At 70.3% G+C, this 23,609-nt stretch carries 30 protein-coding genes, 1 tRNA gene and 1 pseudogene; 1 reads left to right on the forward strand and 31 read right to left on the reverse strand.

What is annotated here, in order from left to right; genetic code table 11:
* Nucleotides 1–68: 68 nt before the first annotated feature.
* The 10 genes and pseudogenes from F1D61_RS12865 to F1D61_RS35370 all read right to left on the reverse strand — a co-directional run.
* Nucleotides 69–1,091, reverse strand: a complete 1,023-nt coding sequence (locus F1D61_RS12865) for an amino acid ABC transporter substrate-binding protein (RefSeq protein WP_203158349.1) — start codon at nucleotides 1,089–1,091, stop codon at nucleotides 69–71.
* Nucleotides 1,092–1,403: 312 nt separating this feature from the next.
* Nucleotides 1,404–1,898, reverse strand: a complete 495-nt coding sequence (locus F1D61_RS12870; protein ID WP_203158350.1) for a hypothetical protein — start codon at nucleotides 1,896–1,898, stop codon at nucleotides 1,404–1,406.
* 1 nt (nucleotide 1,899) lies between these two features.
* Nucleotides 1,900–2,985, reverse strand: coding sequence for a hypothetical protein (locus F1D61_RS12875; RefSeq protein WP_203158351.1), 1,086 nt, complete (start codon nucleotides 2,983–2,985; stop codon nucleotides 1,900–1,902).
* A gap of 23 nt (nucleotides 2,986–3,008) precedes the next feature.
* On the reverse strand, nucleotides 3,009–4,649 hold the full coding sequence (locus tag F1D61_RS12880; protein WP_203158352.1) for a hypothetical protein: 1,641 nt from the start codon (nucleotides 4,647–4,649) through the stop codon (nucleotides 3,009–3,011).
* 9 nt (nucleotides 4,650–4,658) lie between these two features.
* A complete protein-coding gene (locus tag F1D61_RS12885; RefSeq protein WP_203158353.1) occupies nucleotides 4,659–5,315 on the reverse strand; it encodes a hypothetical protein in 657 nt (218 codons plus the stop codon).
* Nucleotides 5,316–5,317: 2 nt separating this feature from the next.
* Nucleotides 5,318–5,530: a tail protein X gene (locus F1D61_RS12890; protein ID WP_203154518.1), complete on the reverse strand. Its 213-nt coding sequence runs from the start codon at nucleotides 5,528–5,530 to the stop codon at nucleotides 5,318–5,320.
* Nucleotides 5,530–5,931, reverse strand: a complete 402-nt coding sequence (locus F1D61_RS12895; protein ID WP_203159049.1) for a hypothetical protein — start codon at nucleotides 5,929–5,931, stop codon at nucleotides 5,530–5,532. Before F1D61_RS12895 ends, F1D61_RS12890 begins: the two co-directional genes overlap by 1 nt.
* Nucleotides 5,928–6,944, reverse strand: coding sequence for a phage late control D family protein (locus tag F1D61_RS12900; protein WP_203158354.1), 1,017 nt, complete (start codon nucleotides 6,942–6,944; stop codon nucleotides 5,928–5,930). Before F1D61_RS12900 ends, F1D61_RS12895 begins: the two co-directional genes overlap by 4 nt.
* The gene (locus tag F1D61_RS12905; protein ID WP_203158355.1) at nucleotides 6,941–7,774 is read right to left on the reverse strand and encodes a M23 family metallopeptidase; all 834 of its coding nucleotides are present in this window, start codon (nucleotides 7,772–7,774) and stop codon (nucleotides 6,941–6,943) included. The genes F1D61_RS12900 and F1D61_RS12905 overlap by 4 nt, the downstream gene beginning before the upstream one ends.
* 1,373 nt (nucleotides 7,775–9,147) lie before the next feature.
* Nucleotides 9,148–10,290, reverse strand: a pseudogene (locus F1D61_RS35370) (phage tail tape measure protein); the annotation flags it as partial.
* A gap of 318 nt (nucleotides 10,291–10,608) precedes the next feature.
* On the opposite strand from F1D61_RS35370, the gene F1D61_RS34160 reads away from it, so the two are divergent.
* A complete protein-coding gene (locus F1D61_RS34160) occupies nucleotides 10,609–10,803 on the forward strand; it encodes a hypothetical protein (protein WP_246775853.1) in 195 nt (64 codons plus the stop codon).
* A gap of 115 nt (nucleotides 10,804–10,918) precedes the next feature.
* Here the strand turns inward: F1D61_RS34160 and F1D61_RS12915 are convergent, their stop codons facing one another.
* From F1D61_RS12915 to F1D61_RS13010, 21 genes are all read right to left on the reverse strand, one after another.
* Nucleotides 10,919–11,071, reverse strand: a complete 153-nt coding sequence (locus tag F1D61_RS12915) for a hypothetical protein (RefSeq protein WP_203158356.1) — start codon at nucleotides 11,069–11,071, stop codon at nucleotides 10,919–10,921.
* 32 nt (nucleotides 11,072–11,103) lie between these two features.
* Nucleotides 11,104–11,589 (reverse strand): hypothetical protein, encoded by a 486-nt coding sequence (locus F1D61_RS12920; protein WP_203158357.1) that lies wholly within the window; start codon nucleotides 11,587–11,589, stop codon nucleotides 11,104–11,106.
* A gap of 7 nt (nucleotides 11,590–11,596) precedes the next feature.
* A complete protein-coding gene (locus F1D61_RS12925) occupies nucleotides 11,597–12,106 on the reverse strand; it encodes a phage major tail tube protein (protein WP_246775854.1) in 510 nt (169 codons plus the stop codon).
* A 67-nt stretch (nucleotides 12,107–12,173) separates the two neighbouring features.
* Nucleotides 12,174–13,421, reverse strand: coding sequence for a phage tail sheath family protein (locus F1D61_RS12930; RefSeq protein WP_203158358.1), 1,248 nt, complete (start codon nucleotides 13,419–13,421; stop codon nucleotides 12,174–12,176).
* Between the two features lie 98 nt (nucleotides 13,422–13,519).
* Entirely contained in the window at nucleotides 13,520–14,032 is a 513-nt protein-coding gene (locus tag F1D61_RS12935; RefSeq protein WP_203158359.1) for a hypothetical protein, read from the reverse strand.
* A gap of 35 nt (nucleotides 14,033–14,067) precedes the next feature.
* On the reverse strand, nucleotides 14,068–14,847 hold the full coding sequence (locus F1D61_RS12940; protein WP_203158360.1) for a hypothetical protein: 780 nt from the start codon (nucleotides 14,845–14,847) through the stop codon (nucleotides 14,068–14,070).
* Complete coding sequence (locus F1D61_RS12945) at nucleotides 14,844–15,422, reverse strand: phage tail protein (protein WP_203158361.1); 579 nt, start codon at nucleotides 15,420–15,422, stop codon at nucleotides 14,844–14,846. The genes F1D61_RS12940 and F1D61_RS12945 overlap by 4 nt, the downstream gene beginning before the upstream one ends.
* Entirely contained in the window at nucleotides 15,419–16,174 is a 756-nt protein-coding gene (locus F1D61_RS12950; RefSeq protein ID WP_203158362.1) for a phage tail protein I, read from the reverse strand. Before F1D61_RS12950 ends, F1D61_RS12945 begins: the two co-directional genes overlap by 4 nt.
* Nucleotides 16,167–17,159: a baseplate J/gp47 family protein gene (locus F1D61_RS12955; protein WP_203158363.1), complete on the reverse strand. Its 993-nt coding sequence runs from the start codon at nucleotides 17,157–17,159 to the stop codon at nucleotides 16,167–16,169. Before F1D61_RS12955 ends, F1D61_RS12950 begins: the two co-directional genes overlap by 8 nt.
* Entirely contained in the window at nucleotides 17,156–17,578 is a 423-nt protein-coding gene (locus F1D61_RS12960; RefSeq protein ID WP_203158364.1) for a GPW/gp25 family protein, read from the reverse strand. The genes F1D61_RS12955 and F1D61_RS12960 overlap by 4 nt, the downstream gene beginning before the upstream one ends.
* A 14-nt stretch (nucleotides 17,579–17,592) precedes the next feature.
* The gene (locus F1D61_RS12965) at nucleotides 17,593–17,910 is read right to left on the reverse strand and encodes a hypothetical protein (RefSeq protein WP_203158365.1); all 318 of its coding nucleotides are present in this window, start codon (nucleotides 17,908–17,910) and stop codon (nucleotides 17,593–17,595) included.
* A gap of 13 nt (nucleotides 17,911–17,923) precedes the next feature.
* Entirely contained in the window at nucleotides 17,924–18,535 is a 612-nt protein-coding gene (locus F1D61_RS12970; protein WP_203158366.1) for a phage baseplate assembly protein V, read from the reverse strand.
* Entirely contained in the window at nucleotides 18,532–19,179 is a 648-nt protein-coding gene (locus F1D61_RS12975; protein WP_203158367.1) for a hypothetical protein, read from the reverse strand. Before F1D61_RS12975 ends, F1D61_RS12970 begins: the two co-directional genes overlap by 4 nt.
* Nucleotides 19,176–19,661 (reverse strand): phage virion morphogenesis protein, encoded by a 486-nt coding sequence (locus tag F1D61_RS12980; protein WP_203158368.1) that lies wholly within the window; start codon nucleotides 19,659–19,661, stop codon nucleotides 19,176–19,178. Before F1D61_RS12980 ends, F1D61_RS12975 begins: the two co-directional genes overlap by 4 nt.
* Nucleotides 19,661–20,128, reverse strand: coding sequence for a phage protein Gp36 family protein (locus F1D61_RS12985; protein WP_203158369.1), 468 nt, complete (start codon nucleotides 20,126–20,128; stop codon nucleotides 19,661–19,663). Before F1D61_RS12985 ends, F1D61_RS12980 begins: the two co-directional genes overlap by 1 nt.
* A gap of 155 nt (nucleotides 20,129–20,283) precedes the next feature.
* Nucleotides 20,284–20,360: transfer RNA gene (locus F1D61_RS12990), tRNA-Met, on the reverse strand.
* A gap of 9 nt (nucleotides 20,361–20,369) precedes the next feature.
* Nucleotides 20,370–20,888, reverse strand: a complete 519-nt coding sequence (locus F1D61_RS12995; protein WP_203158370.1) for a hypothetical protein — start codon at nucleotides 20,886–20,888, stop codon at nucleotides 20,370–20,372.
* 35 nt (nucleotides 20,889–20,923) lie between these two features.
* Entirely contained in the window at nucleotides 20,924–21,349 is a 426-nt protein-coding gene (locus tag F1D61_RS35075) for a hypothetical protein (protein WP_348649445.1), read from the reverse strand.
* A 188-nt stretch (nucleotides 21,350–21,537) separates the two neighbouring features.
* A complete protein-coding gene (locus F1D61_RS35080) occupies nucleotides 21,538–21,888 on the reverse strand; it encodes a hypothetical protein (protein WP_348649446.1) in 351 nt (116 codons plus the stop codon).
* Nucleotides 21,889–21,924: 36 nt separating this feature from the next.
* Nucleotides 21,925–22,302: a hypothetical protein gene (locus tag F1D61_RS13005; protein ID WP_203158371.1), complete on the reverse strand. Its 378-nt coding sequence runs from the start codon at nucleotides 22,300–22,302 to the stop codon at nucleotides 21,925–21,927.
* 10 nt (nucleotides 22,303–22,312) lie between these two features.
* The gene (locus F1D61_RS13010; protein WP_246775855.1) at nucleotides 22,313–23,464 is read right to left on the reverse strand and encodes a phage protease; all 1,152 of its coding nucleotides are present in this window, start codon (nucleotides 23,462–23,464) and stop codon (nucleotides 22,313–22,315) included.
* Between the last annotated feature and the right edge of the window lie 145 nt (nucleotides 23,465–23,609).

Genomic DNA, 23,609 nt, shown 5'->3' on the forward strand with positions numbered 1-23,609 from the left:
GGGCGTTGTGCTCGCGTCTTATCGGGAGGGACGGCGCCCGGAGATCCCGGGCGCCGTAGGTCAGGGTGTCAGCGGATCGGCGGGCCGTATTGCAGGCCGCCCTTCGACCACAGGGCGTTGAGGCCGCGCTGGATCTTCAGCGGCGAACCCTGGCCGACGTTGCGCTCGAACACCTCGCCGTAATTGCCGACGAGCTTGATGATCCGGTAGGCCCAGTCGTTGGTGAGGCCAAGATCAGTGCCGTACTTGCCCTCGGTGCCGAGGATGCGCTTGACGTCCGGATTGTCGGAGGTCTTCGCCATCTGGTCGACGTTGCCTTGCGTGATGCCGGCCTCCTCGGCATTGATCATCGCGTAATGGGTCCAGCGGACGATGTCGAACCACTGGGCGTCGCCCTGGCGGACCGCCGGCGCGAGCGGCTCCTTCGAGATGATCTCCGGCAGCACGATGTTGTCGTCGGGCGCCGCGGCGCGCAGGCGCTCGGCGTAGAGGCCCGAGGCATCGGTGGTGAAGGCGTCGCAGCGGCCGGAATCGTAGGCCTTGAAGGTCTCGTCGGCGCTGGCGAAGGCCACCACCTCGTACTTCATCTTGTTGGCCCGGAAGTAGTCGGCCAGGTTCAGCTCGGTGGTGGTACCCTGCTGGGTGCAGACCGAGGCGCCGTCGAGCTGCTTGGCGGAAGCGACGCCGAGCTTCTTCTTCACCATGAAGCCCTGGCCGTCGTAGAAGTTGACGGCCGGGAAGTCGAGGCCGAGCGCCGTATCGCGCGACATCGACCAGGTGGTGTTGCGCGACAGGATGTCGACCTCGCCCGACTGGAGCGCCGTGAAGCGGTCCTTGGCCGAGAGCGGGATGAAGCGGACCTTGGTGACGTCGTTGAAGATCGCCGCGGCGAGCGCCCGGCAGAAATCGACGTCGAGCCCGCTCCAGCGCCCCTGCGCATCCGGCACGCCGAAGCCGGCCAGGCCCGGGTTGGAGCCGCAGGAAATGTAGCCCTTCTGCTTGATGCTGTTCAGCGTGCCTTGCGCCTGGGCGGCGCCCGCCAGCAGGGTGGCGCCGAGCCCGAAGGCCAGGGCGGCGACGATTTTCTTCATGCGGTGTGCGTCTCCCGTTCCGGTTGCGGCCCCGCGGCCGCCGCCCGTCTGCCCAAGCATGGACCCTGCCTAAGCAAGAGGCATTCCAAGCGAAGCGGGTTGCCCGGTCAAGGGGTTGGCTCGTGCGACGAACAGATGAGACGGGCCGCCTTGCGGGTTGCGGCGGCGGCAAGGTCTCACGGTCGTGTAGCGCGCAAAATCAGATGGCACGGCGCGCAGGTTCGAATGTCAGCAGTTTGCGGGCCGGGAACCCGCAAGTCGCGAAGCCCCGCCGTTCGGCGCGGCAGTCCGCCGCGCAGGCTAGCGACTCGCCTACAGAACCGCCCAAGACAGCCACCGCGCCCGCAGGTACTCGGGCGTCCAGCGCGGATCGCTGGCCGCCATGGCGGCGCGGAACGCCTCCACGAGGGGATGCGTGAAGCTGTAGGACTTCGCCCCCGTGAGGAACCCGACCGCTTCCTTGCGCGGGGTCGGCCGTCCGGTGTCGTCGTCCGGCAGGGTGCTCACGACCGCCTGAATGGCGGCCGGGATCACGCCGGGGCCGACGAACCCGAGGAAGTCGCCGTAGCCGATGAGCCCGTCTCCCCACAGCCCGCGGGCAAACTGTCGGTCGGAGATGTCCGGCATCGCGGCCACTGAAGCGGCGCCATCCTCGACCCACTCGCCGTCAACGTAACGCCATTTCGGGCCGACTTCGTCGGGAGCGCCCGCGACAAGAATGCCGTCGCTATCATTCCAGTCGATGACGGTCGCCTCAAATGCGCGAACAAAGCGAAACGTCGTGCGATCAATCACAGCAAAACGCATCTTACAGCCCCGTGCGGTACAAAGGCGCTACAGCCCCCAGACGACCTATTGACCCGGTCGTCGCAACCATCTGGTTGATGAATAGGACGCGGCTACCAGTGGCAATGTCCTGTGCGAACACGTTTCCCGGGCCGCCCGTCGTCGCCCCGCTGCCAGGGCTTCCAGTGCCGCTTCCGAGTCCGCCGTCGCCACCGCCCCCCGCAGTTACGTCGAAGATATTTGCGGCGACTGAACCGCGCAGCTCGCCCGTTAGCAGCCAGATGATGCCGCCACCGCCGCCACCGCCGCCACCGCCGCCACCGCAGTTGCCCACAGTCGGCGAGTAGCCGTCTCCGCCCCGTGGTCCACGGCAAGAAATAGCGCCGGCCGCAGTGTTGGGGCCGCGGGCCAGTATGCGAGCCGCAATCCAGACACCGCCCGCACTGTAGGCGCCAGGGCCGCCGCCGCCGCCGATGTTTGTGCCATCGCCCGCCCCCGAACCGCCGCCGGAGCCGGGTGCGCCTACGCCAAGCGGAAGGACGGCCTGGTGAAGGTCGTAGGGGGTATAGTTCGGGTTGAAGATGGTGGCGGTTTGCGCCGCACCGCCCGCCCCCGCGACGCCGGACCCGCCCGCGCCACTGTTGCCGCCGTAACGCTGACCAACGGCGTTGTGGCTCGCACGAACGGCCTGCGCACCAATGCCCGTTGTCCCCGCGGCGCCGTTGGTGCCGGCAAGGGCGGTGTAATACGCCGACGCGCCCACGATCCCGGTTGATGGCGTCGCGCCAGTGGCCGCGGCATTGGCCGGAGAGACCTGCCCGAACGAAATCGCATCCGGCCCCGCGTTCTGAAGGTCGAGGGCGTTCGAGGTAAAGAGGCGGAAACCGCGGGTCTCAATCTTCGCTGTCCCGGTGAGGGTCACGTCGCTGAAGTGCATGTCGCGGGACATCACGGTCGTGCCGGAAGACGCCGCGAGCGGCCCGTCGAGACCGGTGCCAAACCGCGAGGCCAGGTAACCGAGCGAGATGTCACTGAGGAGCCGATCCCCAAGGCCGAGCGGACGAATTTCGCCGTTGGGGCCAACGACGAAGGGTATAACTACGCCCATGACTGAACCTTTCCGAGTATCGATCAGAGCGGGACGTTAGCGCCGCGGACCACTTTGAAGGCGCCATGGCGAGCGTTGATGTTTGTATCGAGCGTCGTGTCTGTGTTGCCGTCAGTCCACGTCGCCGACACGGTGACTTGGCAGCGCCCAGATACTGCGGCGACGACTGTCGAAAAGGCGGGCCAGCCCGCAGGGACGGAAGAATTGTTTGGAGAGATCTTGATTGCCGGGGACGACGTGACAACCTGTCCGACGGCGTTGTAGGCGCACGCGGCGTCCATCGTCGCGATGGTGCCGCCGCCGTCGACCCCGCCGATCAGGCCGGTCAGGGAGACCTCGAACCGCGCCATCGTGCTCGGGGCGAGTGTGACCTTCCACAGCTCGACCGTGTGCGAGCCGGCGCCGGTGTAGCCGACAACCTTCCCGCCGGCCGTCCAGCTCGACCCGCCGAGGTCCTGGACCTCGCTATGCTTGATCGGGGGCAGGCCCGCCCATGGGGCAGAGCCGCCGATCGAGCCCTTGACCTTGAGACGCGACGGCGGTGTCGCGCCGCCGTCCCATTGCATTAACTCGATCGAGCCCGCGTCGACCTGGCCGTCGAGGCTGATGTTGCGATTATAGTTCGTGTTCGGGCCGATCGAGAGAATGCGCCCCTCGCCCGACTGATAACCCGACATGACGATGTCGCCGCACACGTAGCCGACACCTTCACAGCGCCAGAACGACCGCGATCCACCGCCGCGCAGGTCGGCGAAAGTGTTGCCGGTGCTCGACCCCTTGGTGTGAAGCACGAGGTCGGTCGGCCGGATGCCCTGAGACCCGACGCCGCCGTAAAGTCCGGTGAAGCTGTTCCAGCCGGAATGGCTTTCCAGCCCGTCGTTTGACGCAACCGCGGCGTCCGTTCCGATCCGAATGATATTCTTGATCGCAAACCCGCCGAGGTCCTGAAAGAGCCCGTAAGACCAGCCGGCCGACGCGCCTATGATCTCGATCAAGGCCGACTGATCGTAGACGGGCGACGCGCTCGACCATTGGCCTTGCGTGCTGAGGCCCCGAATAATCTTGTTATTCTGCGGGGCGCCGGCTTGGATCGTCGCGCGGATGATGGGCCCGTTGTAATCGAGGATCGACAAGACGGTCGCCGCGCCCTCGCCCTCGATGCCGGGGCACCTCGCGCCCGCGCCGGTCGGAAAGTCCGACGTCTTGACGAAGCGCCAATCGCCGGCGGGGATACGCACGGGCCGCCCGGTCGCACCGCAGTCGACAAGCGCCCTCTGAAGCGCGTCGTCGGCGAGCTGTCCCGACACCACGTCGTAGGCGGTCAGGTAGAGAGGCTGATCGCGCAGGATCGCGTCCAGCGTCCGCGTTGAGGAACCGCCCCGCGCACGCACGAGCAGGTCGTCGCCGTAACCTTGCTCAACCGCGCGCCGACCGGAAGGCAGCGCCTTGAGGAGCGTGGTGACATTCTGGGATCCATCGGGATTGCACAGCGTGATGGTGCGGTCAGCCCGGTTGATCGACAGTCCGCCGGCCGACGCTCCAGCGCAAAACGCGCTCGGCGGGTTGCGGCCCGACACAGTCGTGGACTGGATCGCATCCAAAGCCCAGGCCGGACCGGGAGCAACCAGGGCAGCCAGAACGAGAGAGGTGCGGGAGCGAAGCATGGGCGGGCCTCAGTAGGATCCAGGCTGGAGCAGGTCGACGAGCGCGCCGCCGTCGTTGGCCCACAGCGACAAGCGGCCCTCGATCCGGGCGACCCCCCAACGGGCGGTGGTCAGCGCGGCCAGCGCCGCCGCCTGGGTCGCGTAACTCGGAGCGGCAGCGGCGAGCGTACTGGCCTCGACCTGGTCCAATCGGTCGCCGAGACCGGTGAGATCGGCCGAGAGATCGGGAATGTCCTGCGTCCGCAGGCGCACGACGGCCTGCGCCAAGCCACGCAAGGTCTCCTCGGCCGCGCCGAGGCCGTAATCCAGGCTCGCCAGGCGTTCGCCGACGGTGCCTGCCGCGACGGTCCCGAGGATCTGCTGGCGCGCCGCCTCCACGATCGGGGCGACCATCACGGCGAGCAGGTACTGCGTGAGTTCCGCGACCTGGAAATCGTAGGCCCCGCCGCCGCGCAAGGCGCTGACGAGATCGGTCGCGCTGACGAGCGCAGGCACCTGCGGCGTCGGGAGGGCCGTGCCGTCAGGGACCAAGTTGCCCTGGATCAGCTCGTAGGCAGCCGCGAAGGGCGTGAGTTCGACCGTCGAGCCGACACCGGCGTGAAGGATGCCGGCGACGCGATCGCCCGCGAGCGCCGTCACGATGTAGGTTTGCAGCGCGTCGGCCATGACTACTCCCAGGGACGGGTCAGCGCCGGATCCGGCGTGGTGGCAGGCTTCGCAGGGACGCGGATCTTGCGACCGCGCACGAGATAGGCCCCTTCCGCGGCGAGCCCTGGGTTGGCAGCGAGCAGCGCCTCGACCGTGCCGCCGGTGGCCGTGCCGTAGAGCCGGCCTGCAATCCGATCGATGCGCTCCCGATCGGTCTGGACCTCGTAGACCATCACCGCCGGCCTCCCACGTAGACCAGGTCCATCTCGACGCCGACGCGGCGGCCGACGCCATCGAAGGGGTGGAGGTGCGTTTCGTCGATGTAGAGGTGCCGGATGCGCACGAGGCCCTGCATGCGGCCGAGGTAGTTGCCGCGCAGGCGGTAATAGTTCACCGCCTCCTCGCTCTCGTGATGGCGCTGGAGCCACTCGACGGCATCGAGCCCCCCGATCACGTGCGGGAACGTCACGGCCTCGAGCCGGGTCCGCGCCTCGCCCAGACCGGTCGCCTGGTAGTCCATATCGACCCAGGTCGGCGTGCCGGGAACGCGCGCCTCGCTCTCGGTGCCGATCCGCTGCGGGTTGAGGCCGACGACGACGAGCTGCGCCCGGCCGATCGCGCACAGGGTCTTCATGCCATCGTCTCCGTCTCGACGGAGGTGGTCCAGCCAACGTTCGGCACGATGTCGTGAGTGACGACCGTGGCCTCCCACTTCGTCTCGTCGATTGGCGTGCCGAACCCGGTGCACTGGACGGGCGCCCCTGCCACCGCGCCTGGGTCGCCCGCCTTGGTGAACAGCCCCTGGCCGGTGAACTGTCCCCACTCCTGCGCCGCTGCTTCGGCCAGGGCCTTGGCGGCATCCTTCGACTGCGCCGGATGCGGCAGCGCATCGCCCGCCTTGCCGCTGCCGCCGCTCTTTTCCTCGCGCTCGAGCGTGCCCTTGTCGGTATCGAGGTAGCTCGCCGAGACCTTCTGGTACTCGAACCGCGGCTCCAGCTCGAAGTCGAACGAGTAATTCTCGTCGAAGGGCATCTGGATCGTGGGCAGCGCCTGACCACTCGCACTCTCGCCCGAGCCGCGCTTGAGGATCAGGATACGGCCGTCGAGCGGCTTGACCACGCCGCCGTTCTCCTCGGCGAGCTGGGTCGCGAAGTCGATGACGCTCTGGTTCCAGCGCAGCAGGTATCCGCCCGGGACCGCCCGCTTCGCGATGTCGGGATGGACCTGGACCTGCCCGTTGCCTTTGAACAGGTTCGCGAACACCTCGCCGAGGGTGCTGTTGCCATTCTCCTTGTCGAAGTGCTGGCTGTCGACGCGCTTCATCTGGTCGATGAAGTCCGCACCCCGGCAGATCAGATGCAGCTGCTGACCCTTGCGCGGCTCGCCGAAGATATGAGCACGCTGGAAGGTGTAGAACCCCGTGATGGCAGCGGCTCGTGCCGACCAACCCACATGCACCGTGTAGGGCGCGCCCTCGCCGGGGATCGCCATGTACGGACGCTTGCGCGTGAACATGAAGATTGCCTCGTCGGAGACCCCGTCGCGACGATCGGTGATCTTCACCCCGATGAGCTTGCTGCCCCAGGTGGTCAGCATGTCCTCGCCGCCGGATCCGACGACCTTCAGGTATGGGATACGATAGGTCATCCGGGCCGTCCCACATCGCCGAGGGCGTTGGCGTAGCTGCGGCGAACCTCCCGGTTGCGCTCGAGCACGGAGCGGCGCGCCGCCTCGGCCGCGTCGAACCCGCCGTGGAAGTGCTGGACCAGTGCCGGGCCGCCGCCTCTGGGCGCACCACCGGAGCGCCCTCCGCCGCCCTCTTCGCCCGCCGGCCGCGCTCGAGCTTCGAGGAGCCGGGGCTCGACGAAGCGCGGGGCGAGCGTCTTGGGATCGTCCGGCCGGGGAAGCCGGCGCTCCTGCGGCAGGTCGTCCGGCCGGGTGACCGCGCGATCCCGCGTGCGCTCAGCCGCCTGCTCGAGCTGCGGACGCTCGACCGGCGTGTCCGGGGTCGGCCGCGCCGGCCGCACCTCCTGCGGGGTCCACGGCTTGATCTGACGCAGCCCGTCGCCACCCCCCTCCGCGGTCGGGCGCCGTGAGCCGTCGCGCCCGGACCGTGCCTCCACTGGCCCGGCATTCCGGCGCTGTGCCGCCTCGACCTCAGGCCGCGGGTCGTAGCGCCGGCCCTGCGGGTCGGTCGCCTCCAAGTGGAGATGTGGCCCGGTCGAGCGCGGATCGTGCGCCCGCAGCCTACCGAGCGGCCCGCCGGCCTCGACGTTCTGACCTTCCCGGATGCCGCCGGGAGCGATGTGCCGGTACGTCTTGGTCGAGCCGTCCGCGTGCGTGACCGTGACGTCGCCGCTGCGGTCGATCCGACTGACGCGCCCGGCCTGCATGGAGTTGACGGGGGTGCCGGCTGGCGCGGCCATGTCCTGGCCGTAGTGCATGCGCTGGCCGCCGTGGACCGGGTGATTGCGCATCCCGAACCCGCTGGAGTACCGCCGGGCCGCACCGCCGAGGGGATCAACCTGCCCGTTCTCGCCAGCCTCCGACGGCGCCGCTCTCTGCGCGGCATTCCGCTCTGGCACGTAGCCCGCATCGCCCCAGTTCGGATCGGACTGGCGCAGGCCGCGGAACCCCATCCACTCCCGCCCGGGTTGTAGTTCGGGTTCCGGCGCTGGCGCTTCGCGATGTGGCCGGCGACCCAGCGCGCCTGAGCCGCGATCGTGCGGTGATCGCTCAGATCTAGACCTGTCTCGCGCTCGAACTCCTGCCCCAGGCCCCGCCTGCGGTTCAGCTGGAATGGTCCCCAGCTGTCCTCCGGGACGGCTGCCGTGCCTGGATTGTGGTCGTAAGCGGCGCGAGGGTTGTTGCCATTCTTGCGCTTACCGCTCTCGCCAGCCCGGATCCCGTGCATGATGCGAGGGTCGATACCTGCCCGGGTCGCCTCCTGGTCGATCAGCTCGGTCAGCGATCCTGCCGTGCTCCCACCCGGCGCACCCGGTGTGGCGCCAGGCGCGCGCCCGTCTGCGCCAGCCGCTCCGCCGTAGCGCTCCGGCCGGGCTGGCAAGCTTGCCCGCTGACCCCTACCGGGCCGCGGAGCGCCGGGCTCCGCGTCATCGCTGCCCCCTGGGCGAGTTCCCGGCATGTCGATCCCGAACCGACCGGGTGCGATGCGTGGCATGGCCGCGCCGGAACGCGAACCACCGCCCGCGCCGCCGGAGCCCGTGCCCCCGACGCTGGAGCCGCCCCCAAAGACCGAGCCAGCCAGCCCGGCGCCAGATCGACCGCCGATGGGCGCCCCACCATAGGCTGCCCGCTCGATCCGGATCTGCTGGCTGGGGTCGAGGCGCAATGCGGCGAGGTCGACCTTCGCCCCGATCGCCAAGTCCTCGCGCATTCGCCGGCCAGCGTCGCGCACGAAGCGCTCGGTGCGTGTGAGGCTGCGCTCCACCGTGTCGTGGTAGCTCGCAAGGCTGATGCGTGCCCCATCGGCCAAGTCCGAATGCCGCTCAAACTGGGGTTGCGTACGGGGCTCGGACGAGCCGTCGCCGACCCGTTCACGATCGCGTAGCGAAACGATCGGAGTGAGCGGACGGGCGGCAGCAGGCGGCACCGGCACCGGCGTGCTCGGCGGCGGCGCCGGGCGGGGTACTGCCGGCGGCGCAGCTGCGGGCTCCTCCGGCACACGGTCCGGGGCGCGGACCGCGGGGGCAACAGGCGCACTCGACGCAAGCGGACGGGCGGCAGCAGGCGGCACCGGCACCGGCGTGCTCGGCGGCGGCGCTGGGCGGGGTCCGATCTTGGCCGTGAGAGCGTCGAAGCCGGCTCCAGCCCGGTTGAGCGCGGCCTGAGTATCCGAGCTGAAGATCTTGAAAGTGCGTTCCAGGCTGCCGCTGTAGCGGGACGCGTCGCGCACCCGTTCCAGGGCAGCCACGATCTTGGGTAGGCTCTCGGCCATGCGCGCGATCGCCGGGCCGTGCTCCACACCCGCGATGTCGGCGACTGCTCCCGCCTTCTTCTCCTTCGGCAGCTTGTTGATGCGATCGAGAACATCCGTCAAAGCCTGCTCGGGATCAGCATCGACCGCTTTCTTGACGCGACGGCCACTCAAGCCGATGCGCCGCAGACCCCTCTGGAATTCCTTGTCCTTGTTTTGATCGGCCGTTCCTAGCTTACTCAGCAGTGCGGTGAAGCCGGTGGCCGCGACCTCCGGCTCGACGCCCATACCCATCACGCCACCGCCGAAGGCGGCGCCCTTGGCGAAAGGTAGGTTGTACATCTGAGCCACGCCGCTGATCCGGCTGGCAAAGTTGATGACGTTTCGTTCGCTCGTGCCTGCCGTGTCGCCGATCGTGTTGATGGCGTCGGCGGCGAGGCGTCTGCTGCCCGGGTTGAAGTTGTAGGCGTTGCTGAGCTGCCCCAGCTTCTCGCCCGCCTCCGGTGCCGGCATCCGGAATGCGACGGCGGCCTTGGTCGCGAGGTCGGCGAAGTCCGGAAGATCCTCGCGTGGGATGTTGAAGTAGCCGGCCTGTGCCACCAGCCCCGCGATCTCCGTCTTGGCAACACCAGACTGCCGGCTCAGGGTCAGGATCCGGCGCTCGATCTCGGCCATCTCCTCGGCCGTGCCGGAGGTGGCCTTGCGGACCTCCGTCATTGCGGTTTCGAAGGTGACGGCCTCGCGGGTGGCTCGCGCCGTAGCCATCGCCGTCGCGGCGATCGCGCCGCCGGCCGCAAGCCCGCCGGCTGCCACGCCTCCCATCCCCAAGCGGGCGGCGCCGCCGAAGCCTGACGCCATCAGCGCCTCGTTTACGAATGCGAGCCGTTCGGGCCTGAACACTCCGCCAGCAGAGGCTGTTCCCTGGCGTAGATGCAGGCCTTGCATCCGTCGCTGGAGGCCATCTGCCGCTCGGGCGGCTTCGGACAGATCCCGCTCCAGGACCCGCACGCTGCGGCCCTGGCCGAGCCGATCGACGGTCAGCGTCAGCTCGGCCATCTCCCGGCGAGCCGTGTCGGCCGCGCGGGTGGTCGCACCCAACTCGCGCGTTAGCTCGCGCGAACCTGATGACGCGCCGAACTTCGTCGCCGCCTGCGCGGCCGCCTCGACCGCGCGAGTGGTCCGCTGCGCCGCCGCCTCGGCCGCGCCAAGACCAGCCGCCAAGCGCCCGCCGGCCTCGGCAGTGTCGAGCCGAGCAGCGGCGCGGGCTGCGCCTTCGATCCCGCGCCCAGCCCGCTCGCCGGCACCGCCCACCGCGTCGAGGCCGGAAGCGAGGCGCCCTGTCGGGTTCCCGGCGCCGAGCTTCACCGCTGACTGATGCGTTGCTTCGATCCGCCGCGTGGCCTCGGCCGCCGGAGCTTCGAGGCGCTTCAAGCCGGCTTCAAGCCGTCCTGCACCGCTCTCCACGCCAAGCCTCGCCGCCAGGGCGTTGAGGCTTGCCAGCTCGCGCTGGGCTCCTTGCGCCTGGCTCGCCAGGCCGCGCAAATCGCGGCCGAGCCGGTCGCCGGCTGAGATCGCGCCGAGGGCTTGCGCCTTGGTCCGGACCTGGTCGAGGTCCCCCGTGACCTGCCGGGCGGTACCGGCGGCCTCGTAGCGCATGCGAACGCGCAGGGAGACGTCGAGGGGCTCAGTCATCGCGGCGCCGGTACCAGACGTTGAGGAGCAGCCCCCAGGTTTCCTCGTGGATCTCCTGGGCCTCGGCACGGACCGCCAGGGTCTTGTGCCAAGGCCAGCGCATCACCGTGTCGAGGGGAGTGTGGGAGCCCTGGGCCGCCCGCATGGCGTAGGAGAGCCAGCGGGCGGGAACGGCCTCTAGCCGCTCGCCGGACGGACCGACGGGGGCAAAAAATCCCAGGCCTTGTCGATGATCGGCTCGCCGTCGATCGCCGGCAGGGCGCGCAGCACCTTGGCCGGCAGGCCGGTCATCGCGGCGTAGAAGTCATAGAGCTCGACCGTCCGGTTCTCCCGGGCGACGCGGGCGAACACGTCGCCCAGCTCGCCGGTCCGGAGCTGGCGCACCCCGATCTCGTCGATGCGGACGCCCTGCCACCGGAAGGGATACTTCAGCGGGAAGGACACCACCGGTGGCTCGTCGCCGACGAAGTCGAGGGTGGCGACCTCGACCGGACGGGTCGCAGCCTCCCCCGGTCCGACAGCGGAGTTGTCGAGCTGCCCGGCCAGCTCGGGCGGCGGCAGCGGGATATCGGTGAGCGGCACCGCGAGCGGATCGCGGGCCGGCGCTCCGGCGCTCGCCATCGCGGCGAGCCCTTCGGCGAGGGTCTGGGTCTGGTCGGCCATCCCCGCCTCACGCCGCCACGAGCTGGTTGTGCTCCAGGGAGTAATCCACCCCGTCCATCACCAGCTGGTTGTTGCGGAAGTCGAACTTGTGCACCGTCTGGCCGTCGTGAATGTCGTGGTAGAGCACGATCGACCCGATCGTGTACTGCACGTCTTCACCCTTCTTGCCGCGCACCTGGCTCTGCTCGACCTCGTTGACGAGGCCCTTGAGCATCACGACGCGTCCGACGTTCCGGCCCGCCATGATGTCGCGCAGGCGCTCGTAGTAGTAGAACGTCGTGTACTCGCCAGGCTCGTAGCCGAAGAGCTTGCGGACCTGCTCGTGCGAGCCGCGCATCGAGAACTGCGCCTCCAGCTCCTCGATCTCGTAGGGGATGGCGAGCCGGAAGAAACCGCCGCCCGCCACGAAGGCGTCCTTCGCCTTGGTCAGCCGCGGCATGCGGCACTGGACGAGGCCGAGCCGGCAGTTGAGGCGGTCGACGTACCAGTTGGCGCCCATGATGACACGATCGGTCACGGGAATACTCCTGCGATGGCCCGGTCAGAGCCGGGGCAGCCTGAAGGGTCTGCGGATCGGGGCGGCCCTAGTCGGTCGCGACGACGTTGATCCCGCCGAGGGTCTGGAGCGACGCGGCGATCGCGGCCGAGAGCACGTCGAACGCCTCGGGCTGCGGCTCGGTGTAGATCTGGAGATCGGTGAGCCCGGGCGTCTCCTCGAACCGAAGCTTCAGCCGCAGGCCGCCGTCGCGCAGGAAGGTGCCGGGGTTGAGCGACTTCGAGTAGACGATCTGGAAGTCGATGATGGCGCCGAGCGCCTTGCGCTCCTCGCACGCCTCGGCGAGCGAGCGGGCGAGAAGCTGCACCAGGTGCGGGCCGACGTCCTCGCTGAGGTACTGGCGCAGCGCCCGCAGCATCGCCTTCTCGATCGAACGCCGGGTACGGATGCGCTTGATCTGCCGGTAGGCCCGCACGGTCGGATCGGTCGCCGTGGTGTAGGGCGCCCAGAGCAGGTTGCCCTCGATGATCGTGCCGAGCCCGTTCTGGCAGAGGTAGTTCGCGTCCGACGTGGTGTCGCCGTCGCGGTAGGTCACCCGCTGGGAGGGCCCGCGGACACCGAGCAGCGGCCGGTTCCAGGCCGACTTGAACGGGTTGCCCACCTCCTTGTCGCGCCGCACCGTCGCGGCGGCCACGTGGGGCGAGAGCGGACGCACGACATCCTGGCCCTCGAGGTAGACCCGCGCCGCCGGGTACATCGCCACCACGTTGAGCGAGGTCGCGAAGTCAGCGGCGTAGGCGGCGGCGGCCTCGCGCGAGGTCGAGGGCGCATCGACGTAGGCGATGCAGTCGATGATCTGCGTGGCGACAGTGTCCATCGCCATGGCGACGGGGTTCTTCGCGCCTCCGATGCGCTGCGAGGTGTGGCCGGGCGCGAGCAGCGCGCCGGGTTCGAGCTTGAGCTGGTCCTTCGCCTCAAGCAGGGCGAACATGCCCGTCTTCTGGCTGGCCGAGCCGACGATCGCGGCGATCTGCTGCTCGAGGTCCGTCTTTGCGGCGACCCGGCTGAACGCGATGTCGGCGATGATGCCCTCGGAGGCGATCTGGTTGATCGTGTCCTGGGCGAGCCCCGGCCCCAGCATCGCGATGGTCGCCGCATCGTCCATCGAGATGCGGAACGGCTCGTCCATCGGGATCTTGCCGTTGTCGGCCGCCGAGATGTTCGGCAGCGGCAGGCACAGGCCGATGGCGGTGCTATCGCGGGTGTCGATCGCCGCGATCGTATCGCGCAGGTTCGAGAAGACGCGGGTGCCGACGAAGGGCGTGGTGGCGGACATGGTTTGCCTCTCTCACGGGCCTGGTCGGGCCGGGAGAGAGGCTACGGAATATCGGGATTGGGGGTACGGCGAAGGGGTTCGCCGCACCGGATCGAGGATCAGGCCGCGGGGATCCCCGGCCAGGTGATCCCATCGTAGGCCGCTTGCGCGGCCTGCGCCGACCCGGCGGCGCGGATCGCAGCCTTGCCGCTCAGTCGCGCCTTGCGCACCGCGGCACCGTAGGCCTGGTAGGCGTCGGCCGCCGCCGACACCGACCGGGCCACGCCGAGGAGATCGGTCGCCGGCTCGCCCGTCAAGGGATCGATGTCCGTTCCGAGCGAGGCCGCGAGCATCGGGTAGGCCGCGGGATCGATGGCCTTCTTGCTGCGCTCGACGGCGAGCAGGGCCAGCGCTTCGGTGCGGGCCTCCTGGTACTCCGCCATCTGCCCGGCATCTCCGGTCGCCACGGCCGCCCGCCGGGCCGCCGCGTCGGCGTCGACCCGGAGGCACAGCACCTCGCGGGCCGCCGGGAGCCAGTCGGCCTCGACAAGGCCGAGGGCGGCGAGGATCTCCGGCTTCCCCACATCGACGTCGATGTGGGAGTGGCCGTTCTTGCTGAAGGTCAGGATCATGGACGTCTCCTGCGGCGTCGGCCGCGCGGCGGGGATCAGAGCGTGGCGAGGTTGGTCACGAGCCGGTAATCGCCGGCGCCCGACGCACCCGCAGCCTTGCCGCGCACGAGCCGCCCCGGCGCGTTCGGACCCAGGCTGCCTGAGGCGAACAGGAATTGTGCTTGGCTGCCGTCCGCAATGTCGGCGAAGGAGCAGAGGGAGGTATTCTTCGGGGCATCGAGCGTGCACACGCTCATCTGCAGGCTTGTGCCGATGAGGTTGTGGTGCGCCTTGACATCGATGCCGGCTATCGGGTCACCCATCACGGCCCGGACGAACTGGTAGCGCACGTAGCTCGAGGCACAATTGAACCCGGCCACGACGCGGCCGAAGCCGGCCACCGGCGAGTTGCTGGCCTCCGACGCAAAGGTCAGCGTGCGCGCATAGGCACTGTAGGGGGCACCGAGGGCGCCGTTCCCGCGCTGGATGCCGAACACCACCAGCGGGGCGTAGAGCGTGGTGTAGCGAGACAGCGTGACGTCGCCGAGGAGCAGCATCGTGGTCACGCCGTCGCGCGGGATCTGCGTCACGGCGTAGTCGAGCCCCTTGAACGGCGTGTCGAGGCTTAGGCCGTCGTTGGTGTCTGCGCCGGTCGCCGGGTCGATGTAGAACGCGTAGTTCAGGGGCCGGGCGAGGAAGTTGTTCACGATCGTCTGCGTCGCGCCGGTCTGCTGGGCGAGCTGCGCCGCGACCTGGTCACGGATCGCCAGCATGGCGGTCGCCGCCGCGTCGAGACGACCGGCGGCGATGGTGAGGGCTTCGGTGGCGGTGGTCATGCTGCGCGGCCTTGGCGGGGGGTGAGGGGGAAGCGCCACTCGTCCTTGAGCTGCGCGATGAACAGCGTGGTCGAGGCGGCGAGCTGCATGGCGTTCGCCGCGGTCATGTCGGGGATGTCCGGCTGCTCGACCACCAGCGTCAGCGCCGAGAGCGGCACCTGCGCGAGGTAGAGGTCCATGGCGAGGTGGATGCCGACCCGAGGGTTGCGCGCCGCGAACGGCCAGGGCGCGACCTCCGACCAGATCGCCAGCGGCTGCCCGGTCTTGAGGTAGAAGGCGAGCTCGCGCACCGGCGTCTCGCTGCCGTCCGTGGTCGCAGGAAACTCCGCCAGGATGCGAAAGCCCTCGCCGTCGAGCACCGTGCCCGACAGGATCGGCACCCGCACATCCTCCCGCACGAGTGCGGTCTGGGTGCGCGACGGCACGTAGCCCTTCCAGCCGCCGCCGTCGGGCAGGCCGCGACCGATCCCGACGTGGCTCAGCTCGGCGTAGAGACCGTCGCCCTGGGCCCGGAAGCAGGCGGCGAGGCCGACGTTGGTGACGGTCGGGACGATCGCGAGCGGATCGATGCTCATGGGCGCAGCTCCGTGACGGCGGCGAGGGAGATCCGCACCATCGCGGTCGCCGCCGGCGCGAGGCCGAGGGCGGCGCGGGCGCCGGGGACGGGAAGGCGGGCGACGGCGGGGCAGGCCAGGCGCGGACCGGCGACGACGGCCGGCGCGAGGCCGAGGACGCTGCGGGCCGGCGGCACGGGCAGCCGGCTCGCGGCGATACCCGTGAGGCGCGTCTGCGCGGTCGAGACGGGCGCGAGGCCCAGATCGACCTCCATCCCGACGCCCACACGCAGGTCGAACGCCCGGGTGTCGGCCTTCGACCGCATCACGGTATCGTAGACGACGCGGATGGTCCGCGGCCCCAGGAACGGGCCGTCCGGGTAGAGCCGGGAGCGCGCGATCGCCTCCACCTCGAAGGTGTAGGGGGTCCCCTTCGGCTCGGTCTGCCACCACTCGGTCAGCCGCGCCTCGACCCGCAGGGCCGCGAGCGCGGCCTTGATGGCGAAGGGCGTGCCCTTGTAGGCGTGAACGAGGGGCGCGGCCCGCACGACTTCGCGCCGGATCGCGATCGGCCAGGCCGGGTCGTAGACGTCCACCGAGTGCCAGGCGGCAAGGTGGGCCAGCTCGGCGGCGTCGGCATCGTCGATCGAGCGGCTGCGGCGGATGCGGTCCGCGTCGATGTCCTCGAGGCGGCCTTCCGTCTTCGAGATCGCCCGCTCGAGCGGGAGGGCGCGATCGGGCAGGAGCGCGTCGCGCTCGGGCCGCCTACTCATCGGCCGGCTCCACGCGCACGACGATCTCGGTGCAGAGCGGCGCGCGGTAGGCGGCCGTCGTCGCGCCGGGCGCGATCGGCCCGGGGTTGATGTCGCCGGCCGGCGCGACGACGTCGATGCGCTCGGGGATGGCCGTGCCCCTCGCGTCCCGCACGGCGGCTGCGGCGTAGATCATCTCGCGCAGCTGCGCGGCGGAGGGGCGGAGCTGGCGCTCGGCCTGGAGCGCGAGCTGACGCTCGGCCAGCACCTTCACCCCGCCCCAGTCCGCGCCCTCCGGCAGGTAGAGCACGACCTCGATCCGGTAGGGAACGATCTCGGCCGGGAAGACGAGCACGAAATCCCCGACCGGGCGGCGGTCGTCCGGTCGCAGCGCGGCCTCGACGGCCGCGCACAGGGCGGGCGAGGCTACGCCATCATCGGCCGTGGAGACGATGACGACGTGCTCTTCGCCGAGCGGCGTGAAGGGCTGGGCGCGCGTGCCGCCGAACGACATCGGTGCCCAGCACGCGGCGACCCGCACGCCCGGAACGGCCTCGGCAAAGCCGAGATAGGCCCCGGCCGGCCCAGCCGCGCTCAGCGTCTCGGGCGCAAGCTGGATGCGCCGCCGGAACGGCTCGTCTCCTTCCCAATCCTCCGGGAAGAGCGCGAAGTCGCGCGGGCTCTCGACGAGGGGCTTGCGCCAGACGGCCGGGGTCTGATCGGCCCCGAGGTGATCGAGGAAGGCACCGTAGCTGGTCGCGAGGTGCGAGGCCTTGAGCGCGTCGTTGAAGCGCGCCCGCAGGAGCATCTCGCGCATGCCGCCGGCCCGGGCGTTCGCGCGCACCATCGGGTCGGTCTCGAGGTTCTGGACGTTGAACTCGAACCCCTCCTCGATGAGCCGGTCCGCGATTTCGGCCCCGCGAGCCTGGCGGACCTCCTCGAACGTCGTCGCATCGAGCGGGAGCGGCGGCAGCAGCGCCAGATCCTTGTCGAGGAAGCGGCTCATGCGTCCCTCGCCGTGGCGCGGCGGGCGACCGCCTCGTATCGCGACAGACCCGAGGTAGCGCCGAAGGGCACGCTCACCGCGTAGTTTCCGAGCCGGCCCTCCGGGTAGTACAGGCCGGAGTGGCGCAGCCCGAGCCCGCCGTCACGGGTGAGCGAGACGAGCTGCATCTCACGCAGGCGATACTCGGGTTCCCAGCGCTCCACCGCGCCGGTGAGATCGTCGTAGATCTCGAGCGCCAGCGCGCCGGTCACGTCCTCGGCAAGGTGCGAGCGCAGGTTCGCCCCGAACTCCAGCAGCATCACCAACTCGCCGAGCCGGGTCGCCCAGATCATCTCGATCGACTGGGCGAGATGCGCCGCGCCGGCGAGCGGTCGCCCGGTGCGGGCGTCGATCCCCTGCCTGTAGCGCAGCGCGAGCATTTCGGGTCCTCAGGTCAGCCGGCCGCGGACGCGGCGGGGTCGGGCGACGGCTCGGTCCCGGTCTCAGCCTTGGCCTCAGCCTTGGTCTCGGACTTGGCCTCGGACTTGGCGCTGTCGGCGCCGCGGGCGCGGGCCTGCGTGTCGGGCAGCTTGCGCGAGCCGGCGAGCGCGGCCTCGGCCTTCGCCTCCTTGCCCTTCTCGGCGATCGCGCCGGAGAGCAGCTCGGCCCGTGCCTGGGGCTCGGTCAGCTCAATTTCGTCGCCGGGGCTCGCCTGACGGCCGGCCACGTAGGGCCCGGCCAGATCCGTCACGGTGTACTTCCTCACGTCCATCGCTCGCTCCTCCTCAGATCAGCACGTCGTCGTTGCCATCGACGGCCACATCGCCGTCACTGTCCTTGCCGCCCTTGTAGTGGGCCGGGCGCGATCCGCCCTTGCCCCTCAGCCGGACGAGCATCTTCAGTTCCTCGGCGGTGATCTCGAAGCCGTCGCCGACGCCTATCGCGATCTTGTCCTTCGTGATCTTCACCTTGGCGTCGCCTAGGCTGATGACGAGATCGTCCTTGCCGAACGCGATCCGGCCCTTGCCGCCGAATTCCAGCACCGCCTCGTCCTTCTTCTTCGAGGGCGGCTCGGTGTCCTTGTCGTAGGTACCCCAGCGGGCGAGGCTCGTCGGGCCGATCGTGCCCGACGGGCTGTGGAGCGTCATCTGCTCCCCGTCCTTGGGCACGGCGTGCATCTTGAAGGTGCCGGCCCCCTGCTGATCCCAGCGTACTGGGGCCGACAGGATCTCCTTGCCGTCCGCGCTTTTGCCGAGCACGAGGCGCAGGGTGCGCTTCTCCATGTCCTGGGAGCCGGCCTTCACCTTGCCGGTAACGTCGACCAGCGCGAGGCGTCGCTCGAGCTGGGTGCGCTTGCGGTGCTGACGCCGCAGCTCGTGGGCGACCAGGTCCCTCACGGCCGCTCCCCCTGGCTGCCGAACGCGGCGAGCAGCTCGGTCGGCAACTCGCCGTCCTCCGGCCACTCGAACTCCATGCCGTCGGGGACGCCCGCGACCGGGGGCGTCGGGCCGCCGAAGGTGGGCACGCCCTCTCGCACGAGTACCTGGGTCCAGGTGACGGCGTAGAGGTTGGTGCGGTTCTCGGCCGCCTTCATCGTGAAGACGGGCCGCAGCTCCGGCTCCGGATCGGCCGCGGGCGGCATGGCCCCGGTCATCCCCCAGCTCGCCGTGTCGGCATCCGAGAGGATGAGGAGGAGACGCGCGCCGATCGCCATCGCCACGACGTCGCGTGGGATCGCGCGCGGTGGGGTGCTCGACCGGTCGGCGAAGTCCTCGGTGATGATGAAGGCCGAGAGGGCGACCGGGATCCCGTAGGCCCCGTCCATCTCGCGCGCCCGGCGCAGGCCGCTGACGCCGACCGCCACGCCCGGCGCCTGGACGATCGTCTTCTTGAGGAAATCCTCCATGTCGAGCTTGCCCGGGTGGGCCACGACATTGACGCCCTTTAACAGGCCTTGAAGGGTCGTGATGACGTTGCCGCGCAGCTCGTCGAGCCGGGTCGCGGCGATCATCTGCGAGAGGGTGGCCGGCGCGACCGTCACCGCAGCCTCCCGAAGTGATCGCTCACCAGGTCCTCGATCTCGGCCCGGTTGTCATCGGACAGGCCGACGAAGGGGCGGGCTGGGATCGTGACGCTCTTGGCGCTGTGCCAGGCGCCGCCGGAGAAGAACACGAGGTACGGCGCGTTCTTCGCCGCGATCACCGCGCCCTCCTGGTGGATGTGAGCGAACTCCCACGCGGCGCCCCAGACCGCCTCTTCCGACGATGCGTAGAAGGCGACGGATGCCAGGAGGTGCTGGCCGGTCTCGGTCAGGATCGGCGTGCCGTTCCGGTTCGGCTCCCACGGCGTGCCGTCGGGGGCCGTCTTTTCCTCGGAGATCCGCCGGCGGGTCTGGCTCTCGCCCAGCGCCGCGATCTCCTCCATCAGCGGGGCGGGGTCGAACGACACGAACTGCCGCAGCCGGTCGGCTGCCATGCCGAACTCGGAGGCGTCGATCGTGATGGAGACGCCGATCGCGTCCATCACAAGCCCCGCATGCGCTGGCGGGTGAACAGGCGCTCGGCGCTCTCGACCAGCACGACGCCGTTGTTGGCGCCGTCGCTGCCTGGGGGCGGCGGATCGTTGGCGTCGTCGGTGATGAGGCCGAGCGCACCCTTGCCGGCAGCGATCGCCTGGAGCGCCTTGACAGCGTCCGCGTAGCCCTTCTCGAGGCGCTCGCTGGAACGGCTGAACGACAAGGCGACGCGGTAGAGCGCCATCGCCATCGCGTAGACCCGCAGGACGTCGCGGGCGTCGTCGTCGAGGCGGTCGAGGTCCTGGCGGCCGTAGCGCGCCAGCAGGATCGCGCGCGCCTCGACCGTGACGTCCCGAAGCACCGCCTCGATCCGCGCGTCGTCGCGGATGCCCGTCGCCTCGTCGGCCGCGAGCGTCAGCAGCTCGGCCGGGTAGCGGGTCTCGAGATCCTGGAGGGTGGCGAAGGTTTCGGGCATCACGGGTCCGACGGGAATGGGGGAGACCGGCGGGACATCTGCCCGCCGGCCCGGGCCGTGGTGCGGCCCTCACTGCCCGCGGGCGGACGCACTACGCCGTCCGCGAGTGGCCGGGAAACGGGCGCGACGCGCCCTTTGCCGGCCCACAGTATTCATGGGTGCGGGGGCCGGATTTGAACCGGCGACCACAGGGTTATGAGCCCCACGCTCTACCCGACTGAGCTACCCCGCGGGCCGGGTGTTACTCGCCGCCGGCCATGGGGAGGTCGGACCAGGGGACGTTGACGATCGCCCCGATGCCGACCAGCTCGGTGTAGCTTCCGAAATCCAGCGCGATCGGCTCGCCGACCGCGTAGCCGCGGCCGTCGCGCATGATCTGCGTCGCGGCCTGGGCGGTGCGCCGGCCCGGCATCCGGGCGGCGTCGACCACGAGGCCGCCACCGTCACGCAGGCGCCGCAAGCCCTCCAGCTCGCTGCGCTCCGTCGCGGTGAGGGCATCGGCAGCGCCGGCCGGGCGCAAGCCCAGCGCCGCCTCCGCCGCGCCAGTGAGCGGCTGCGACACCACCGCCTCGGTCGCCTCGGCAGTGCGGGCGGCTCCGGCGCCGGGCCCGCCCGGCTCCACCGGCACCGGGGCGGCGCCGAGCACCACCGGATCGGTGGCTCCTTGCGTCGCCTGCTCGGCGGTACCGACCGGCGCAACGGCCGGGGTGCTGCCGCGGGGCCTGCGGCCGGTCGCACCGGCCTCGACGGGATCGGTCATGACGGATCTCCTGCTGTCTTCCGGATGAGGCGGGATCAGGCGACGGCGTTCTGGATGATGAACCCGACGTCGGGAGCGACCACCTGCTCCTCGACCTTCTCGCCGACGCGCACGACCTTGCCGCCTTCGAGGCCGACGTTCTTGTCCTCCCAGGAGCCGGCGAGACGGGTGCCGTACTGCGCGGTGAACCCCCAGGTGGCACCGCCCTGCTCGGGGCGGATGTTCGGGTCGATGTAGAGAAGTTCGATCGACTTCCCCCAGACCCGGTTGAGCACTGCCGCCTGGCCCGGACGACTGATGTTGACGAAGCTCTCGCCCACCAGGAGCCGCTTCAGGCCTTCGCCGGCGAACAGGCGCACGAACTCGTCGGGTGTGATGATGCCCTTCGAGGTGACGTTGCCGCGGATCGCGTTCACGAGCTGCGGGTGGGAGGAGATGCCGGTCCAGACGTCGCGCCCCATCACCATGGTGTTGGGGCGGTAGATCAGGGTCGCGGCGAAGGCCGCCTTCAGGATCCCGATGATGTCGGAGGCGGGATCGCTGAACCGGTCGGACCCGGAGAGCGCCAGGCGCCGCGCCGCCGCGTAGTTCGTCGGGTCCTGGACCTTGGCGGCGACGCGGACCTCACGGTCGAGCAGGATCAGGTTGGTCAGGCCCTCGGTCGCCCGGTTCTCGGGTCGAAGTTGCCGAGGTTGGCCGCGCGCTGCGCCGCCGCCGCATTGATGTCGGAGATTGGGATCCCGTCTTCGAGGCCGTAATCCTTGGTGCTGCCGGAACGCTCGGCGCCCGAGAACTCGACCCGCTCGACCCGGCCGCGGCGGCCCACGAGGGTGTTGGGCACCGTGAACATCTCGGCGATCGGGTAGTAGGTCCACTTGTACTGCTCGCCCATGACCGGGATGCGCGGCATCACGAGGTCGGCGATCAGGTCCTGGGCGTTGTTGCGAAAGCCGATGGCGATCGCGGTCATGACCGAATTGACGGGGAACGGGCGGGCCATCGGGATCTCTGTGTGTCAGGAGATGAGGGCCCGGCGTCAGCCGAGCAGGACGGAGGGGGCGAGGAGAACCTTGCCGATGTCGTCGGCAACGCCGTCGGCTTGGGCGATGCCGATGACGTTCACGGTCGCCCCGGCCCCCGGCTTTGTGGCCTTCACGGCCCGACCGCTACCGTCGGCGGCGGCCATCAGCGGATCGCCCGCCTTGACGGTGCCGCCGTAGCGCACGTCCGCCTCCTGGGTGAGCTGGAGGTCGACGAGGCCGCCCGAGCCGCCGACACTGTCGGTGACGCCGGCAAATGGGCTCGCGGCGGTGGCCGCGACCGCAACCGTCTGCCCGGCGCCGGTGAAGGCCGCGATGAGGAAGCCGCCGATGGCAGCACCGATCGGCCGGGACTTGTAGAAGCCGTCCTGCATGGTGCCCTCCTCAGGCCTTGACCTGCGCCGCGAGGGTCACGGCCTCGGCCCAGCCGATCGGCACGCCGGCCGTCTCGCGCTCGGCCTGGATCGCCCTGGCCTTCGCCGCGAGGGCGACGGGGTCCTGCTCGCCCTCGCCGGTCTCGGCCCGGCGCCCATCGAGGCCCGACGGCTGGAGCCCCGGCACGGTGGCGCCGAGCATGGCGCGCACGCCCGCCAGTCCCTCGTCGGTGGCGCAGAGCGCGGCCAGGTGCTCGCGCTGGGCCGGCACGATCTTGCGCGCCTTCAAGGCACCTTCCAGCAGCTCCGTGACGTCCTTCTCGCGCGCCGCCTTCTCGACCGCGGCGAGCCGGCCGGTGGTGGCCGAGAGCTGGGACTGGAGCTGGTTCACCAGCTCGCCGGCGCTGCCCTTGAGAGTGCCGATCGCCGAGAGGCAGGCGGCCTCGTCGGCCGTCTCGGGCAGGCCGAGGGCCTTGGCGACCGGCTTCAGCCCGCCGGCTATGGTGCCGATCGCGGCGAGGCACGCGGCCGACGTCGCCGTCTCGGCCAGGCCGAGGGCCTTCGCGATCGGCTTGGTCTCGGTGCGCTGGCCGAGCGCGGCGAGGCAGGCGGCCTCGTCGGCCGTCTCGGGCAGGCCGAGGGCGGCGGCGATCCGTTTCATGCTGGGCTCCGAGGTGTGGCCGAGCGCGTGCAGCAGCGCCGGCATCGACAGGGCGGGGGCAGCCACGAGCGAGATCGAGTGCAGCCAGGTCGCCCGGCCGGTCTCGTCGTGGTGGAAGGTGGGCGAGACGTAGCGGTGGGTGCGCGCAGCGAGCACGGCCAGGCCGCCGTCGTTCCAGGTCACCCGGGCATAGGTCCCGTCCGGCCGCGCTTGCAGCTCGGCGGCGTAGCCGACGGCGTCGACCCGCTCGCCCTTCACCGCCCGCAGCGCCAGGCCGTGGTCGGTGTCGACCGCGACGTCCACGGCGTCGGCCGAGAAGCGCGCGACCAGCGCCTCCGGATCGAAGGAATAGGAGCGGCCGTCACGGGTCGCGGCGGTCCCGCGTGGCGTGACCCGGATCCACTCCGGGGTGGCCTGGCCGTCGCCGGCCGCCGCGGTGGCGATCTCGCCGGCGACGACGCCGAGGCCGATGGTCGGCGATATGGTGGGGCGCTTGCTCACCCCGGACCGTCGCCCGATTACCGGGATCGGTGTGCGGCGAAGCGCTTCGCGGGGTCGATCAGGCGGTGATCCCGGGCGATGGCGCACCATAGCAGCCAACCCCGGCGGCGGAATGCCCCTGGGATCGCCTCAGGAGCTTCAATTC

This window comes from Methylobacterium aquaticum (assembly GCF_016804325.1).
GTDB classification, from domain to species: Bacteria; Pseudomonadota; Alphaproteobacteria; order Rhizobiales; family Beijerinckiaceae; genus Methylobacterium; species Methylobacterium aquaticum_C.

What these genes read in the sequence shown, in the direction of transcription:
- F1D61_RS12865 (WP_203158349.1), bottom strand. Translation starts at nt 1,091, where the DNA reads ATGAAGAAAATCGTCGCCGCCCTGGCCTTCGGGCTCGGCGCCACCCTG.
- F1D61_RS12870 (WP_203158350.1), bottom strand. Translation starts at nt 1,898, where the DNA reads ATGCGTTTTGCTGTGATTGATCGCACGACGTTTCGCTTTGTTCGCGCA.
- F1D61_RS12875 (WP_203158351.1), bottom strand. Translation starts at nt 2,985, where the DNA reads ATGGGCGTAGTTATACCCTTCGTCGTTGGCCCCAACGGCGAAATTCGT.
- F1D61_RS12880 (WP_203158352.1), bottom strand. Translation starts at nt 4,649, where the DNA reads ATGCTTCGCTCCCGCACCTCTCTCGTTCTGGCTGCCCTGGTTGCTCCC.
- F1D61_RS12885 (WP_203158353.1), bottom strand. Translation starts at nt 5,315, where the DNA reads ATGGCCGACGCGCTGCAAACCTACATCGTGACGGCGCTCGCGGGCGAT.
- F1D61_RS12890 (WP_203154518.1), bottom strand. Translation starts at nt 5,530, where the DNA reads ATGGTCTACGAGGTCCAGACCGATCGGGAGCGCATCGATCGGATTGCA.
- F1D61_RS12895 (WP_203159049.1), bottom strand. Translation starts at nt 5,931, where the DNA reads ATGAAGACCCTGTGCGCGATCGGCCGGGCGCAGCTCGTCGTCGTCGGC.
- F1D61_RS12900 (WP_203158354.1), bottom strand. Translation starts at nt 6,944, where the DNA reads ATGACCTATCGTATCCCATACCTGAAGGTCGTCGGATCCGGCGGCGAG.
- F1D61_RS12905 (WP_203158355.1), bottom strand. Translation starts at nt 7,774, where the DNA reads ATGCGCAATCACCCGGTCCACGGCGGCCAGCGCATGCACTACGGCCAG.
- F1D61_RS34160 (WP_246775853.1), top strand. Translation starts at nt 10,609, where the DNA reads ATGCGTTGCTTCGATCCGCCGCGTGGCCTCGGCCGCCGGAGCTTCGAG.
- F1D61_RS12915 (WP_203158356.1), bottom strand. Translation starts at nt 11,071, where the DNA reads ATGCGGGCGGCCCAGGGCTCCCACACTCCCCTCGACACGGTGATGCGC.
- F1D61_RS12920 (WP_203158357.1), bottom strand. Translation starts at nt 11,589, where the DNA reads ATGGCCGACCAGACCCAGACCCTCGCCGAAGGGCTCGCCGCGATGGCG.
- F1D61_RS12930 (WP_203158358.1), bottom strand. Translation starts at nt 13,421, where the DNA reads ATGTCCGCCACCACGCCCTTCGTCGGCACCCGCGTCTTCTCGAACCTG.
- F1D61_RS12935 (WP_203158359.1), bottom strand. Translation starts at nt 14,032, where the DNA reads ATGATCCTGACCTTCAGCAAGAACGGCCACTCCCACATCGACGTCGAT.
- F1D61_RS12940 (WP_203158360.1), bottom strand. Translation starts at nt 14,847, where the DNA reads ATGACCACCGCCACCGAAGCCCTCACCATCGCCGCCGGTCGTCTCGAC.
- F1D61_RS12945 (WP_203158361.1), bottom strand. Translation starts at nt 15,422, where the DNA reads ATGAGCATCGATCCGCTCGCGATCGTCCCGACCGTCACCAACGTCGGC.
- F1D61_RS12950 (WP_203158362.1), bottom strand. Translation starts at nt 16,174, where the DNA reads ATGAGTAGGCGGCCCGAGCGCGACGCGCTCCTGCCCGATCGCGCCCTC.
- F1D61_RS12955 (WP_203158363.1), bottom strand. Translation starts at nt 17,159, where the DNA reads ATGAGCCGCTTCCTCGACAAGGATCTGGCGCTGCTGCCGCCGCTCCCG.
- F1D61_RS12960 (WP_203158364.1), bottom strand. Translation starts at nt 17,578, where the DNA reads ATGCTCGCGCTGCGCTACAGGCAGGGGATCGACGCCCGCACCGGGCGA.
- F1D61_RS12965 (WP_203158365.1), bottom strand. Translation starts at nt 17,910, where the DNA reads ATGGACGTGAGGAAGTACACCGTGACGGATCTGGCCGGGCCCTACGTG.
- F1D61_RS12980 (WP_203158368.1), bottom strand. Translation starts at nt 19,661, where the DNA reads ATGGACGCGATCGGCGTCTCCATCACGATCGACGCCTCCGAGTTCGGC.
- F1D61_RS12985 (WP_203158369.1), bottom strand. Translation starts at nt 20,128, where the DNA reads ATGCCCGAAACCTTCGCCACCCTCCAGGATCTCGAGACCCGCTACCCG.
- F1D61_RS12995 (WP_203158370.1), bottom strand. Translation starts at nt 20,888, where the DNA reads ATGACCGATCCCGTCGAGGCCGGTGCGACCGGCCGCAGGCCCCGCGGC.
- F1D61_RS35075 (WP_348649445.1), bottom strand. Translation starts at nt 21,349, where the DNA reads ATGGGGCGCGACGTCTGGACCGGCATCTCCTCCCACCCGCAGCTCGTG.
- F1D61_RS35080 (WP_348649446.1), bottom strand. Translation starts at nt 21,888, where the DNA reads ATGGCCCGCCCGTTCCCCGTCAATTCGGTCATGACCGCGATCGCCATC.
- F1D61_RS13005 (WP_203158371.1), bottom strand. Translation starts at nt 22,302, where the DNA reads ATGCAGGACGGCTTCTACAAGTCCCGGCCGATCGGTGCTGCCATCGGC.